This is a genomic window from Herminiimonas contaminans (assembly GCF_015645465.1).
Taxonomy (GTDB): Bacteria; Pseudomonadota; Gammaproteobacteria; order Burkholderiales; family Burkholderiaceae_D; genus Oxalicibacterium; species Oxalicibacterium contaminans.
This window is the reverse complement of record NZ_JADOEL010000026.1, coordinates 1-13,859: the sequence shown is the minus strand read 5'-3', so window position 1 is coordinate 13,859 and position 13,859 is coordinate 1. Positions and strand designations below refer to the sequence as shown.

The following is a 13,859-nucleotide window of genomic DNA, read 5'->3' as shown; positions in this document are numbered from 1 at the left end:
ACATTCGCTTTTACAATCATCATCGCCGCCATTCGACATTAGGGTATTTGACCCCAGCGGAATTCGAGCAGCGCCAATTAGCACTCAGTGCTTAACCTTGTGTCCATTGAGGCCGGGACAGACCAGAGGATGGGGGGAAGACAAGCATTCCTTGCTTCTCTTTGAGCTTCGACATCCATGCGACATTCAACGATCGTATTCCTACACGACGATGTCCAACACGCAGTACAGATTGCCAAGATAGCGGTGTGTCTACTTTCCAAGTCTGTGGTGAGACTTGATCACGGAAATCAAAGAATTCCTTTTGAACAGCAGTTGCTGTTGAAATCAGAGAATCTGTTGGTGCATTTTCATCCGAGCGAATCATCGCCAACACCGCATCGCGAGTATCGTTGTCGAGTTTGAAATTGCAATCATGATTGCCAGGACAAACAAATATGTTTACAGATCGATCTTTCAACTCTGCTTCGATAGTGGTTTTAATCTCAGAAATAAACTTAGTTGCCAACGCATATTCAGCAGCAGTTCCACTGAATGCAATATCACCAGTAATTAAAATTGCCACCCCTAAGACTTCAGGAAGGCGGGGAAACGTTGCAGCAGCGATCGCCTTGGCGCGCTTTAGAACGATGTCTTCGGAAGTTCTAATATGAATGTCGCTCAACTGAACAAATAAGATTTTTTCGGTCATTTTCTTGGATTATTGTTGTTGAAGGGGCGTTAATTAAAAAACCATTGTTACTCAAAATATTGCAAATTGGAAAACATTATTGCGATGCATTAATACAAAATGCCCAATAATTTCCGCGTGGAAATTATTGGGCATTGAAATTTGGTTTCAACACGTTTGGTTAGATATTGGGTACTAAGCGGAGTACTATTTTTTCCGTATCAGCCTCATTTTCTCGTGTGTGCTGTCAGCTCAAAACTACTGTTATGTCTTTAAAAATATTTATTGATACGGAGTTCACAGATTTCATAGATTGTCATTTGATCAGCCTTGGTATGGCGGCGGAATCTGGTCAAGATTTCTATGTTGAAGTGCCATATCCGGATGAGCACTGCAGTGCATTTGTGCGAGAGGCTGTTCTTCCGCTGCTCGGGAAAATTCCTCATTCGTTTTGCTTGCCTGATGCCATTTCTCATAAGGTTATTAGTTGGCTAGAAAATGTTAGGTGTGGAAATGATGATGTCGAAATCTGTTTCGACTACTCTACAGATTGGGACTTGTTTGTAGATGCGCTGGATTATTGCGTTCCAATTTGGTGTGTGCCACGCCTGATTGCATCAGATCTTATGGAGCCATTAGTGCATCACTTTCATAAGGAGCATAAGCTCCCAATTCATCATGCCTTATATGACGCTCAAGCTAATCGCTACGCCTTTAGTGGTGCTGCTTCGTTAGATTGACGTGTTTCCCTTCAGAGAAGGGTTGCGTGCAGAGGTCGGACAAATGTGTACTGCTCAGATTTGTAGCGAGATCGTTATCTTTGATGTGATCTTAGTGTTATTTCGATCACCTATAATCTGAACGCAGTAAGCAAAATGCAAAACCATAATGCTCTTATGGCAGTTCTATTAAGAAGCATCATTGCGTTTCACATAACTCTGTGTGAAAGAATCATGTAGATTGAAATTTAACTAAGGCGTCTTGACTCCTCTTCCATGAGGCTTCAGACCTAACCTGTTTGGGACAAAAGATGAGTAAATTTACGTTTAATCGTGGGGCTTGGGAAAACGGCAATTCGTTATCTGATTGGATGGATGGCGAAGACTTTAATGCCTATTTAAAAAGAATTGGATATGTTTCTCGCTCGGCTACTTATGGTGACGAACATGGTGGCAGCATTGAGATATACGAATCCGAGGACGATGATTCGTTCTATGCCAGTGTATGTCCTTCTGGAGGTGCAGTTTATGAAGTCTTTCTGCCAGATTTTCCCAGTTTGATGATGTTCATCAGAGACCATGCGACAGCATTTTCAACTGATTCTTCGAATTTCTCACAGCAGCAAATTCTTGGTTTGCTAGAGAAATTATTTCTGCTTCAACACGGTCATTCCTCTACTTCTATTTGTGTGCAGTGTGATCCTGTCGGATGGGAGCATCGCAGGGCAAGAATGGCGGAAGCTAGCAATTAAGTGTCTGACGAAAGTGGAAACGCTCGCATACTGCGGGCGTTTTTATATTGAGACTTCTGCTTTTTATTCTAGGCTACTCTTTGGATAGCGCAAACGGAATAGTCCTGCAAATTTACTTGCGAAATTTTTTCAGGAATTTGGTTGAAACATAGCCTATCACTGTGTATCCCTCGTGTTCATAAACAACTTGCAACCAGTTGCGATCTTCTTTTCCAATGACTACTACGATGGAATTCTTTTTCACAGGAAGTATGACGGCAGATTTCATGCTGGGACCTTCTCGTAAATTCACATTGTTACCCGTTACCATCCGGGCATCCCCTGGCTTCCCGGCCATAGTCTTCCAAACATACTCCCTCATCTCAGAGAAGGATTCCGTCACTGGCAATTGAGCATTTATAGACACGACCGCGTTCTTGGCGTCTTGAATGTTGGAAAGAAGGGTGAGTATCAATATAAATATATTTAAAAAGATGAGGAGCGTCTGCGTAGAAACATCGGTGATTGACTTGCCGCCTGTCCTTTCATAAATGGTAGATGTATCCCAATTTTTAGGATCAGATTCATATTCCGATGCTCTGTTATCGAGTTCCTGCATAACGGAGTTGAGGTCGGTGTCAGCCAATATAGATGCCGCCCCAGGTTCCGTTACATCTAAGGCTTCCTCAAGAGGTAAACCATTGGGAAACAAATCCTGAAATGTGGATAGCTTTTTAATGTGAGCAAAGCTTTGACTTCGATGAGAGTTGAGAAATGATAAGTCGCTATAAACTTTCGCCAGTCTGTTGAAAACATGAGAGTTGTCCAGAGAGCGGCTTAAGGCTTTGAACTGATGAAATGCAATCGCGCTATGGTTGTACGTCATCATTTCGCTCAGTTTTTGTAAGCGCACGTTCAACTCGTTACTTGCTGCATGTGCTTGAAGTGCCGACGATAATGGCGCTTGTAGTTTGGCTAATCTATCCCATACACGGATTGACGCAGCAGAGTGATACGCATCTAATGCTTTTAATGGTGCCATAGCATTCTCAAGTGCTCTTACAGGTGCCATGCTTTTTTCAAGTGCTTGTATTGGCACCATGATTTGCTCCAATGCTCCGACAACCTTCTGATACTCTGCAATTCTGTTATTAAATGCCTCAAACTGATTAAGGCCTTGATGATTTCTGCTGGTCATCGATTGCTCTTTCTCTATCCAGAAATTTTAGTTGTCAGCTACTAGGTCTGTTTGTTTTGAGTATTGCTACATTTGCTTTTGATAAAAGCTTCGGAGCTCCTCTCTTGCTGCTTCAATTGTCATCTCTTCTCGTATGATTTTATTTTTTATTTCTTCATATTGAGGGTCGCCTGCAGGTGATGCATTTGATAAAAAAGCGTTACTCTCTGCAAGCGAAAAGAATCTATTCCAATGGATTTCTTGGGTCATATTCGATGTCCTATAAAAAGTCGCAAAACATTATTTATTGATGCAGCATTAGATGCTTTACTCGCTTAAATCAAGATCGTTAAAACTTTGCTATGGCCTAAAGCTTAGGCATGACTCTTTATGTAAAAAGATTTCTGCCCAACAGGAAAAGCGCGCGCCCGAAATTACTAATTAGTTGTTGGCCTTGTCGCAGAAAAGAAAGATTCTGATCAATTCCGGCGAGTTTGATTGCTTCAGTAACCTTTGACCCAGTAGGGTGTGCATCACCGACGCGCATGTCATATGTTCCAGCAATTTCCGCGAAAATTTCTCGTGCCTTTTCATTGCCGATTTTCTGCGCCAAAAGATCTTGAAGTAATTTATTTGATCCCAGCTTTTCCTTCTCTGCATGAGTTGAAAGTTTCCGAAGGTCGCGCACATTTAACCGGTCAGAGAAAACGCGAATAAGCTCTTTGGCAAGCCTCAACAATGAGGCTTGATCTTTGCTCGTGAATCTGGATACCTGATGCATGGTGTTATCGTTCAGGTCATGAGCAAACAACGCAATTCCATATGTCTTTTGGAAATCTTTCTCCAGCATTCGCATCGTTTGAAGCAGTATTGTTTCCGGAGCGTGTGTAGATGCAGGTTGTACACGTACTTGAGCTGCTAGTAATTCGTTTGATACACCACCTTCAGGAACGACATTGTGGGCGGCCCAGACTCGTTGTTCCCATGGCTGTAGGCGAGCAACATCGTACGCATAGACTGTGATTAAATCGGATGCATTGAGGCCGAAATGCGTGCGGTATCCAGATGTTGAATCTACACAACCCGTGTCAGCGGTGTGCCACTCTAGCGAGAATCCTTGATAGCCGAGAAGTTCATTGACTACGCTAGAGCGAAACCACAACCATCGGCCAACATCTTCATTGTCCATTTCGGCGGAAGCCATGCGTTTACCGTCAGTCTCGATAATGAACTCAGGAAGATCTGTATCCGCATCTCCACGGACGCGAACGCTTCGCGATTGATGATTAATCCATTCCGCCCGCCAGTACTCTCCTTCAACACGAGTCCCCTCATAACCGCCGTGGTGCCCTTCAGAGCTTTCAGAATCGGTATTCTGATCAGTCTCTGGCCCCATTACAGGCGCGTCATCAGCTTCATCAACGTCTGTTCGCCATGCTCGAAACATTGCCCAACCTCCTCCGAAAACATCATTGATGTTACGGATTAGAAGCTCAAATCTTCCGCCTTCGCGATCCTCTTCCAGATCCTTCAAGTCGGCGTAGTCGCTTGTTTGTAGCTCGCCCACATTTTCGACTCGCTGGCGGTAGTAAGAGAGTCGTAACGAAAGATTTCTAGCGGCTAGGTAATCAATAAGAAATTCTCTTTTGATCTCAATCAGACGAGGCTCGCCTTTGGCATCGAAACTCTCGCGAGCTACTACAACATAGTTTTCAATCGGTCTTACCCAAGTACTCTCAACTTTTATGAGGCCAAGTGCAACGACCAAGTCAGGATTCAGTATCCATTGCATCCCTCCTTGCACGGGTTGAGGATGCTCAAAGACCAGATTGACGCCTATGGGCTCTTTGTCGTTGTATTGAAATTGATCTATGGAGGAGTAGTCCCCATCTTTGAAGGCGTATGGGGCTATAGTGTGACCAATCCCAAGGCTGCTCCAATCTACGTGTTCTTCAACGAATCTACGATGTTCTTGTGGGAACGCTGCAGATCCGCAGCCAAAATACTCACTGAAATATCCCGCGGTTTTGACATCGCCATTTTCATCATTCATGGACGCCCGCAATGGAATCCACGTGGCGTTAGAGAACAAGCGGCGAGTTTCTCTTGTTTGGAGAATCCACTCTTTATTCATGCTGTTTAGCACCTGTTAGTTACTTGAAGTAAACCCTGTCCCATTATGCGGTCAGCAATGTGCACCGGCTAGTTTTTCTCGTGTTACTAATAGAGCAAAGTCCATAGCTGCGCTTTTCGTTCTCACGGTCGGTAGATTTTTACATGCCGAGAACTGCAAAGTCCCTTGTTCCGCATGACGCAGCGCATGTCGATAGAATTTTATGTTTGAGGAGGCAGTGTTATTTGTTCTTTTATTTGAGTATTTGTATCAAATTTGCCTCCAAATGGCATCGCAAAGTTGCCACTGATGCGAATTGGTCAATGGCAGCTATCGGATAAAAGTAGACATCTGAACAAATGTAAAAGGCAACCAACTGGTCGCCTTTCATTTCGAAACTCAATATTCAAACTTGTCCGATGTCCTGTGTAGCTATAAAGATTTAGCTTTTAGAGCGAACTTCATTAAGACATGAATCTTGGGGGAGGATTATTCCCCATTCGACAGAAACGACTGGGCCGTTCTTCTTGGATGTCCAAGGTGTGCTTACTTCACCGCGTACGGAAACTTTTTCCATCAAAGCAGTGATTCGAGGATCTACTTTATCGGGACTTCTTTCGCTTTTATTAATGGCAATTAACATTCCGCAACGCTTAGCGCTTTGTTCATCAATCCACGGCGAAGCTGCGTAGTCTCCATCAATTAAAACTTTTGCCTCTCGACTTAGATGGGTAACGATATTTCCACCAAGCCAAGTATCGGACGCAACTACTGAAAGCGGAATCGAGACATTTTTCTTCCATTCATCATGCACCAGACGTGAAACTTCTGCCCCTGGAAAAGTTGCCCGACTTGGGCGGCCAACTTTGTCAGCTAAGGGGCCACGTGCATAGCCATACCCAATGGCTCCTATGATTTGCATGAGAAGTACTACGGCTATGGTTTTTTTGACGAGGCCATTGTCACCGGTGGCAGGAAGTACCCATAAAGTAAGGAATCCAAACAAAACAAAAAAAGTGGTTGCCCAATGCGCCATTAAAGGTACTTTGAGTACGCCTGCAATAATGATCGTCAGAGCCAAGGGAGCGATCCCAGTTAAAAGAATAAATAGACGATCTGATTTAGCAAGTTCGGTAGCAATGTTGGTGGGTATGACTCGTGGATTTCTTTTTTTGGCGCTGTATTTTGTCCAGCCATAAACTGCCCCAGCAGCGAGAACCAGCGGTAAAACACGACCGATATTAGTCAATAGAAAATCTGAAATGTCCTTAACCGAGTCTAGGTACGTTACCAACGGCCTCATTGCATTATCTGCATAGGCAACTGGCCCGCTAACCTGTTGGGTGAGCCAATACAAGTGAGGTAGCACCATGATCAATACGATCAGCCCCGCTAGTGCTATGCCTTTCCATGTGCTGCTACGTTTCAATTGTCCGGTGACGAGCAAGTACAGCGCGAATGTCGCGAACTGAATAAGTGCACTATATTTTGTCAGGAATGCACAGCCGCAGAAAAAGCCAAATACTGCCCAAGCTCGATAACTTTCATAGCGAGTAGCTCGATAAAACATCCATATCGCCCCCACGATTGACCATAACTGCATCGTATTGTGATTGTTCATCACGCCGCGAACCGTGAAGTAGGCGACGACAGAAACGAGCAACATTGCGACTAGTGCACGTTTTTGAGAGGTGAATTCACATCCTAATTTCCAGATCATCCAGAGTGACAGGACAACGCTTAGTTGTCCGGCGAAAAAGGTAATCCATACGGAACGATCAAATATCTGAAGCAATCCATAAAGAAGCCAAGTTGGTAATGGTGGGTGTTTGTAATAGCCCCATTCCAGGCTACCGGCCCAGACCAACTCTTCCATGTTGTCCCAATCTGGCGCTTTATGGCTTAACGCTGCACTTAATGTCCATAAGGCCAGATGAAGTACCAAAATAGTGATGACAGTCAGTTGCAATCGGCAGGGCTGACCGGGCGGAGAGTAAATGTGGTTTGTTGAATTACACGAGTTCATTTCTAGGTATCTTTCGACCATAAAGTTCGTCTATTCGCAGATAGACATGCAAGATCTCGCTGACCTTGCATGATGAAAATCTGCGCGATCGCACAAGTCACCATAAGCAGGATGAGATGCGTGAAATCGGATACGGAGACATCGTGAAGGATGTCTCCGTGTGAAGTCAGATGAACAAAACTCTTGGTGGTCGGAAGGGCGGAGGAAGCGAGGAGGAGAGTGCGCGAAGAACGTAGCCACTATGTTGAATAGAACGGCCGTGGGGCTCGTTATGAAGACTAAATTCTTCAATCAAAAATAACGGCATATGGCTGGCTGCATGTAGAAGCTCATGTTCAACCGCCTTGCATTTACTGCTATGCAAAGAAAGTTCGGAGTTATGCGCAGAAACTTCGAGATAAGCGATTCCGCCTAACTCTTTAGTTAGCCAGCGAGAGTCTTTGTCCCAAATGCTTACGTTTGTCGTGAAAAGAACGGCAAACGTCATGATGAAAACAGTGAGCCGCCTCATCGTGATGCATAAGTCAGGAAAACGAAACATACTCAGATGGATCTATTTATCGCGTAAGAGATCTATTGCACAGCGCATTGGCTATCCACATCATCCCAGTCAATTGCGATTGTCGCGTGTTGAATTCCGAACTTCTTATCGAGCTCTTGTTCGACTGATTTGACAGTAGACCGAGGATCAGCAGCTGGCTTTAATGCTATATGCATCGTTGCCAAGGTACTTCCAGATGTCAGAGACCATATATGCACATGTTTAACGTTTGCGACTGTTGGTATTGTTTCCAATATGTGAGTCTCAATGATGGATGCACTTAATCCGCTAGGAGCACCTTCAAGCAATATATGAAGAGAATTCTTCAGCAGCCTCCATGCACTATTCAAAATCAGTAACGAGACGAATACCGACAACAGTGGATCAATAGGTGTCCAGCCAGTAAAGTAAATGGCAATTGAGGCGGCAATCGCTCCAATGGAACCAAGCAAGTCTCCCATAACGTGTAATGCAGCGCCTTTAATATTTACGTGCTCGCTATCTCCACGTGTCAAATACCAATAGACCGCTATGTTAACGACTAAGCCAATAGACGCTACGATAAACATTGGCCCAGTGAGAATTTCTTTCGGTTCAGTAAATCGTTTCACTGCTTCGTAAACGATCCAAAAGAAAATAATGAAGAGCGTGAGCGCGTTTAAAAATCCTGCGATAACTTCAAATCTTCCATAACCAAAGGTACGTTTGATATCAGCAGGTTTTCTTCCTAGTCTAAAAGCACCGTAAGCCAAGGCGAGTGACATGGCATCGGTAAGCATATGGCCAGCATCTGCGATGAGTGCCAAGGAACCTGAAATAGCGCCGCCTACCGCTTCCACCACCATGAAACAAAAAGTAATGACGAATGCGATTAGTACTTTTCTTTCATTCGCATTGCTACCATGAGAATGTCCTGCGTGAGATTGTCCGTCGTGATCATTCATTTCAAACCTCTAAAGAGAGTTTCCTATCGGGCTAAAAGTTCTTTTTAAGGCACTTCTTTCAAACACTGTAATGCTTCATATGTCATTGCCTGCATGCGCTGAGAAGATCAAGTTCTCTACGATAGGTATGCGTTTGAGCCTTAAGCATTCCGATCACCGTATGAAAGTAGTTGTCATGTGATATCAGAGCGTCTTCTTTTCTTTGATTTAGGCAAGCAATAGATGCACCTGTCTGATCTTGCATCTTGTCAGACATCCAGAGGATCCAAGGAATTTTTTTCTGAGTTTCAGGTGCGAATACGTAAGGAAGCCCATGTAAGTAGATATTTCCTTCACCTAACGATTCACCGTGGTCGGAAACATACATCATGCTGGTGGCCCGATCTCTGTAGGTCGTGTTCAGCCACTTAATTACGTTTGTAAGAAAGTAATCGGTCTCGAGAATGCTGTTGTCGTATGCGTTCATGACAGACTCTCTGCTGCACGACTGCAGGTTGGCGGATTTGCACTCGGGAAGAAATTCCTTACGCTCAGGCATAGAACGCTTAAAGTAGGCTGGTCCGTGACTTCCCATTTGATGCATCACAAGGACGATCCCCCGATTTCGACGATCAACTGGAAGTGCATCTATACGCTCTTTCAAATTTTCAAGCATGAAAGAGTCCTGGCATGTTCCATCTTGTGTGCAAAACGTCGATGATGGATTGTGGATCGCTTGCAGGGTAGGAATGCGTTCGCATACCCCTTTGCATCCAGATTGATTATCTAGCCATAGGACAGCCATGCCCGCACGTTGAATAACGTCTAGAAGATTTTCATAATCAGCTTTACGGCTTAAGTAGCCTTCACGTCCAAGATTGGAGAACATGCATGGAATCGACTCTGCAGTGCTCGTGCCGCAGGACCAAGCATTTTCTGCAGAGAACAGATTTTTCTCCTGAGAGAGTAATGGAGTAGTTGTTCGTTGATAGCCGTTTAACGACAAATTTTGGGCGCGCACAGTTTCACCGACGATAAGAACCATTATAGGTGGTTGTTCTTCTTTTTTTAGCTCAGATAACCTTACGTCCTCTCCCAGCGTCTTGAACTCCTTGGGACTATTAAACAATGGTTCTACGCCCAATTTCGTGAGGGCATAAAACGAATTAAGTGGGTTGATTAAATAACGCACCTGCGGATGGTTTCGCATAGTCGAGGAGAATGGCTGGTATGCCATAAGCAGAACAGCAACTAACAGCGCTAGTGCGCCTAAGATGATTCCGATCTGTTGGAGTAATGCGAGTTTTATCGTTCTTGGTCTGATATTTGCAAACCAGATGATTACGAGCGGTGGACCAGACAGCAATAGCAATGTTATTGGCAATCGAATGTCTAGGAGATCCTTAACTTCACGGACATCGGTTTGGATTACATTTCTGATCATCCCAGTGTCAATCACAATCCCATATGTCAACATGAAGTAACCGCCAAATCCTGCAGCAACAGTACTTAGAGCAAGCACTGGCTTAAGAAAAACTCCCCATGCCAGCACTCCCAATGCAATTGCGTTGAGCGATGCGATGATGATGGAGAATGAAAAAATGAAAATCCAGTATTGACTTCCATGGTTATCCGGCATCAGCGTGAGCGTTCTCCATAACGGAAAATTTGCGATCGTCGCGAGCCAAATACTAATAACGACAATTAAGCCAATGGGCGTGTTTAACCACGACGCCATACGTGGATGCATGCGTTTGAGCATTGATATATGACTGATATGATTTGGCTTGCTTCTCTAATACGGATAAAAAATGCTATCCGCTACTAGATGAGCAGCTTCTCGATCAGCTCCGACAAATTGATGAATTGGGACCAGCTATTTTTTATGGTCTTGCAATGGCGCTCGGTAGTTTTCGAGCAAATAGAGTGGACGTCTCTTACTCTCTATAAAAAGTCGCCCAAGATATTCACCAATTATTCCAATGGCCATCAACTGCAATCCACCAAGAATCATTACTGTCACAATCAATGTCGGAAATCCTTTTACATCATCTCCAATAATCAATGTTTTCAGAAAAAAGTAGGCGGCATATAAGAACGCCATACCCGCGCACATCACCCCAACGTAACTTGATATTTTTAAGGGCGCGATAGAAAAGCCTGTAATACCTTCGAGGGCAAAATTCCATAAGCGCCAGTATTTCCATTTAGACGTGCCGGCAAATCTTGGTTCTCGGTTGTATTCCAGTGTGACTGAGTGATACCCAACCCAGGCAAACAGACCTTTCATAAAGCGATTTCTTTCTTCCAGAGAATTAATCGCATCAACAGCTCTACGACTCAGTAATCTGAAATCTCCAACGTCCGCAGGAACAGGAACATCGCTTATACGATTAATCAGGCGGTAGAAGATATGCGCCGTGGCCTTCTTCATCCAAGATTCACCGTGACGCTCCAATCGCTTCATATTGACAACGTCAGCACCGCTTGCCCATGCGTATGCCATGGCAGAGATGAGCTCAGGAGGATCCTGCAAGTCCACATCAATAATGACGACGGCATCTCCTGTTGCCAGTTTTAATCCGGCACTCATCGCTTCTTCTTTACCAAAGTTACGAGTAAAGCTCGCCACACCGACGTTTGTTGCGTTGTTACGGATACCTTCCAGGATCAATCTTGATCGATCAGTACTGCCATCATTGACATAAATTACTTCCCAGTTCCAAGGTGAGCTGTCCAAAGCTTTTTTCAGACGTGTATGAAACGGGGTGATCATTACTTCTTCGTTGTATAGCGGGACAACAACGCTAATTTTTCGTGCAGAGACTATGTCCGCAACCTGAACTGGATATTCGGTTTCCATCGTGACTTCTCATGTTCTGAACATGACCACTGACATGCATGTTTCGAATGAAACAATGCCATTTTTGTTAGGTCATGACAGATTGATGCAATTAAGAATCCGAATCGTGGTTTAACGATCGAATTGACTATGCGAGAGGAATTCCAGCGCGGTAGGTGAATTACACGCGGCTCGAATTAGATGGTGATGCGAGGAGGGCGGAGAGGAGGTTTAGTAGAGGTGAAAGCGACGACTGTTGAATACAAGACGTGCTTTTTTGACTTTGCTAGCGGCAAACGAAAATCAAATGCTTCTTCCCCCCAATAAAGTGGGAGATGACTGGCTGCATGTAGTAGTTCGTGTTCTATGGATAGTGAATCGTGAACTTGCGGTTTTGCCACGGATTCAATGTCGTGAAACACTATGTATTCATCCGCCCATTCTTGCTGCTCAACGTGCGAATGCTGTTCCAATTCTTTGAGCAGCCAATTTGAATGCTCATCCCAAATGCTCACATTCGTCATAAACAAAAAAACGAATGCGAGAGGAAGGATAAGAAATTTGGAGACCAATTTGGTCATGAGCTGCGTTGTCCGACAGATTACTGGGAGGTACGAATAGGCGAAGAATACACCAAATATTTGATTACAATTTCTATCTAATAAAAATCGTTCTCAATGCATTGCATTCTCGATAACTTTCAATCGCCTTCTTTTGGAAAGCATAGATCGAAGGACGTGATGCCGTCGTGTGAGCAACTGACTTTTACGCTGCCATTATGCAAATTCATAATGGAGCGCACAATTGCTAGTCCAAGTCCGGTTGAGGTTGCAGCGTTTGAGCGCGCTGAATCAACACGATAAAAGCGATCAAAAAGATGTTCGATATGATCCGCTGCTATGGGATTTCCTTGATTTTTAACTTTGAGAATTGTTTGATTATTCTCTGTGATGGTCATGATTTGAATGACAGAATTAGCGGAAGCGTGTTTTATGGCATTTGCTACCAAGTTATGCATGGCGCGGCGCAGCAGAATTGGGTCTGCATATATGTTTCCCGTGGCGTGTATTTCGATAGATAGTCCAGCCTCATCCGCAATACCTTCAAAATACTCTGCGATTTTGCTCAATTCTTCATCACAAGAGAGACTCTTTTTCTTAAGTACGATGTGTGTATTTTCTGCGCGAGCAAGGAAAAGCATGTTGTCGACCATGTGAGACAGCCGTTCATACTCCTCGATATTTGAATCTAATAATGCTTGATAGTCTTCTACACTTCTCGCCTTAGATAGCGCAACTTGTGTCTGCAGCATCAAATTATTCAACGGTGTTCGGAAATCATGCGCAAGGTCCGCAGAAAACTGATTCAATCGCTGGAAGCTGCCATTAAGCCGATCCATCATTTCATTAAATGCGAGCACTAGTTCAGAGAGTTCCTGCGGAACTGATGAAGTATCTAGATGCGTATCCAAACGATGCGCTGTAATTGATTTGGCTTTATTCGCCATGCTTCGAATCGGTAGCAAGCTACGTCGAGCAAGGATAAAACCTGATAGGGCCGCTATGAGCGTTCCACAAATGGATGCAAGCCAAACTTCGATGTAATACGACTTCAGGAGTCGCATGCGATCCGAGGTGGTGCGTGCCACGATTAACTCGACGATGTCACCATTTCTAGTTCTTCCTTGAGCGCCGATCGCACGGGCAGTCAGACCAGCTGTGGTATCGATCATCTTGATGGAGTTTTCATTAACCTCGCTATTAAGCGGGATGAGCGGGATGGTTGGAACACCACCTTGTTCCTCATTCATGTGCAGTACAACGGTACCAGTTTGATTCTTAAGAAGAAGGATCAAGTTATCGTGACTGGCTGCGGCGTCCCTAAAAGAATGAGGGTCTCGTTGAATATCGGCGATTGAGTCTTTTTCTGCTGCGAGGTGCCGCATTACAGAGATTTTCCCCATTAATTCCTGGTCATCGCGCCACTCGAGTTGGTCTGTCCCGGTCTAGGTGGACACTAACTTAAGGTGGATAATGCCACCCAGGAGTTATGTTTATGACCAAGACCAGACGTACTTATCCCGAATCATTCAAACGAGATGCTGTTGACCAAGTGCT

General features: G+C 44.4%; 12 protein-coding genes and 1 pseudogene. 3 read left to right on the top strand and 10 right to left on the bottom strand.

Annotated features, from left to right (window positions below):
* The coding region (locus IXC47_RS19540; protein WP_326838431.1) for an IS3 family transposase at positions 1 to 95 on the top strand (95 nt) is incomplete at its 5' end.
* Here the strand turns inward: IXC47_RS19540 and IXC47_RS18705 are convergent.
* Positions 92 to 691 (bottom strand): metallophosphoesterase family protein, encoded by a 600-nt coding sequence (locus IXC47_RS18705; protein ID WP_195876689.1) that lies wholly within the window; start codon positions 689 to 691, stop codon positions 92 to 94. The two genes, IXC47_RS19540 and IXC47_RS18705, sit on opposite strands and share 4 nt — an antisense overlap.
* Before the next feature lie 245 nt (positions 692 to 936).
* Between IXC47_RS18705 and IXC47_RS18700 the strand changes: the two genes are divergently transcribed.
* Positions 937 to 1,410, top strand: coding sequence for a hypothetical protein (locus IXC47_RS18700; RefSeq protein WP_195876688.1), 474 nt, complete (start codon positions 937 to 939; stop codon positions 1,408 to 1,410).
* A 290-nt stretch (positions 1,411 to 1,700) separates the two neighbouring features.
* The gene (locus IXC47_RS18695) at positions 1,701 to 2,141 is read left to right on the top strand and encodes a hypothetical protein (RefSeq protein WP_195876687.1); all 441 of its coding nucleotides are present in this window, start codon (positions 1,701 to 1,703) and stop codon (positions 2,139 to 2,141) included.
* Between the two features lie 112 nt (positions 2,142 to 2,253).
* Here IXC47_RS18695 and IXC47_RS18690 read toward each other — a convergent pair whose 3' ends face one another.
* The 9 genes and pseudogenes from IXC47_RS18690 to IXC47_RS18650 all read right to left on the bottom strand — a co-directional run.
* Positions 2,254 to 3,318 carry an SH3 domain-containing protein gene (locus tag IXC47_RS18690; RefSeq protein WP_195876686.1) on the bottom strand — a complete coding sequence of 355 codons (1,065 nt, stop codon included), beginning with the start codon at positions 3,316 to 3,318 and terminating at the stop codon, positions 2,254 to 2,256.
* 66 nt (positions 3,319 to 3,384) lie between these two features.
* Positions 3,385 to 3,567: a hypothetical protein gene (locus tag IXC47_RS18685; RefSeq protein WP_195876685.1), complete on the bottom strand. Its 183-nt coding sequence runs from the start codon at positions 3,565 to 3,567 to the stop codon at positions 3,385 to 3,387.
* A 118-nt stretch (positions 3,568 to 3,685) separates the two neighbouring features.
* The gene (locus IXC47_RS18680; RefSeq protein ID WP_195876684.1) at positions 3,686 to 5,431 is read right to left on the bottom strand and encodes a hypothetical protein; all 1,746 of its coding nucleotides are present in this window, start codon (positions 5,429 to 5,431) and stop codon (positions 3,686 to 3,688) included.
* 421 nt (positions 5,432 to 5,852) lie between these two features.
* On the bottom strand, positions 5,853 to 7,379 hold the full coding sequence (locus IXC47_RS18675; RefSeq protein ID WP_230089661.1) for a glycosyltransferase family 39 protein: 1,527 nt from the start codon (positions 7,377 to 7,379) through the stop codon (positions 5,853 to 5,855).
* A gap of 630 nt (positions 7,380 to 8,009) precedes the next feature.
* Positions 8,010 to 8,921 (bottom strand): cation diffusion facilitator family transporter, encoded by a 912-nt coding sequence (locus IXC47_RS18670; RefSeq protein WP_195876682.1) that lies wholly within the window; start codon positions 8,919 to 8,921, stop codon positions 8,010 to 8,012.
* A gap of 82 nt (positions 8,922 to 9,003) precedes the next feature.
* Entirely contained in the window at positions 9,004 to 10,638 is a 1,635-nt protein-coding gene (locus tag IXC47_RS18665) for a phosphoethanolamine transferase (RefSeq protein ID WP_195876681.1), read from the bottom strand.
* A 138-nt stretch (positions 10,639 to 10,776) separates the two neighbouring features.
* On the bottom strand, positions 10,777 to 11,763 hold the full coding sequence (locus IXC47_RS18660) for a glycosyltransferase family 2 protein (RefSeq protein WP_195876680.1): 987 nt from the start codon (positions 11,761 to 11,763) through the stop codon (positions 10,777 to 10,779).
* 176 nt (positions 11,764 to 11,939) lie between these two features.
* Complete coding sequence (locus IXC47_RS18655; protein WP_195876679.1) at positions 11,940 to 12,323, bottom strand: hypothetical protein; 384 nt, start codon at positions 12,321 to 12,323, stop codon at positions 11,940 to 11,942.
* Positions 12,324 to 12,442: 119 nt separating this feature from the next.
* A pseudogene (locus tag IXC47_RS18650) lies at positions 12,443 to 13,726 on the bottom strand (heavy metal sensor histidine kinase); the annotation flags it as partial.
* Positions 13,727 to 13,859 lie beyond the last annotated feature (133 nt).

Coding starts and splice junctions, on each gene's coding strand:
- IXC47_RS18705 (WP_195876689.1), bottom strand. CDS start 691: ATGACCGAAAAAATCTTATTTGTTCAGTTGAGCGACATTCATATTAGA.
- IXC47_RS18700 (WP_195876688.1), top strand. CDS start 937: ATGTCTTTAAAAATATTTATTGATACGGAGTTCACAGATTTCATAGAT.
- IXC47_RS18695 (WP_195876687.1), top strand. CDS start 1,701: ATGAGTAAATTTACGTTTAATCGTGGGGCTTGGGAAAACGGCAATTCG.
- IXC47_RS18690 (WP_195876686.1), bottom strand. CDS start 3,318: ATGACCAGCAGAAATCATCAAGGCCTTAATCAGTTTGAGGCATTTAAT.
- IXC47_RS18685 (WP_195876685.1), bottom strand. CDS start 3,567: ATGACCCAAGAAATCCATTGGAATAGATTCTTTTCGCTTGCAGAGAGT.
- IXC47_RS18680 (WP_195876684.1), bottom strand. CDS start 5,431: ATGAATAAAGAGTGGATTCTCCAAACAAGAGAAACTCGCCGCTTGTTC.
- IXC47_RS18670 (WP_195876682.1), bottom strand. CDS start 8,921: ATGAATGATCACGACGGACAATCTCACGCAGGACATTCTCATGGTAGC.
- IXC47_RS18665 (WP_195876681.1), bottom strand. CDS start 10,638: ATGGCGTCGTGGTTAAACACGCCCATTGGCTTAATTGTCGTTATTAGT.
- IXC47_RS18660 (WP_195876680.1), bottom strand. CDS start 11,763: ATGGAAACCGAATATCCAGTTCAGGTTGCGGACATAGTCTCTGCACGA.
- IXC47_RS18655 (WP_195876679.1), bottom strand. CDS start 12,323: ATGACCAAATTGGTCTCCAAATTTCTTATCCTTCCTCTCGCATTCGTT.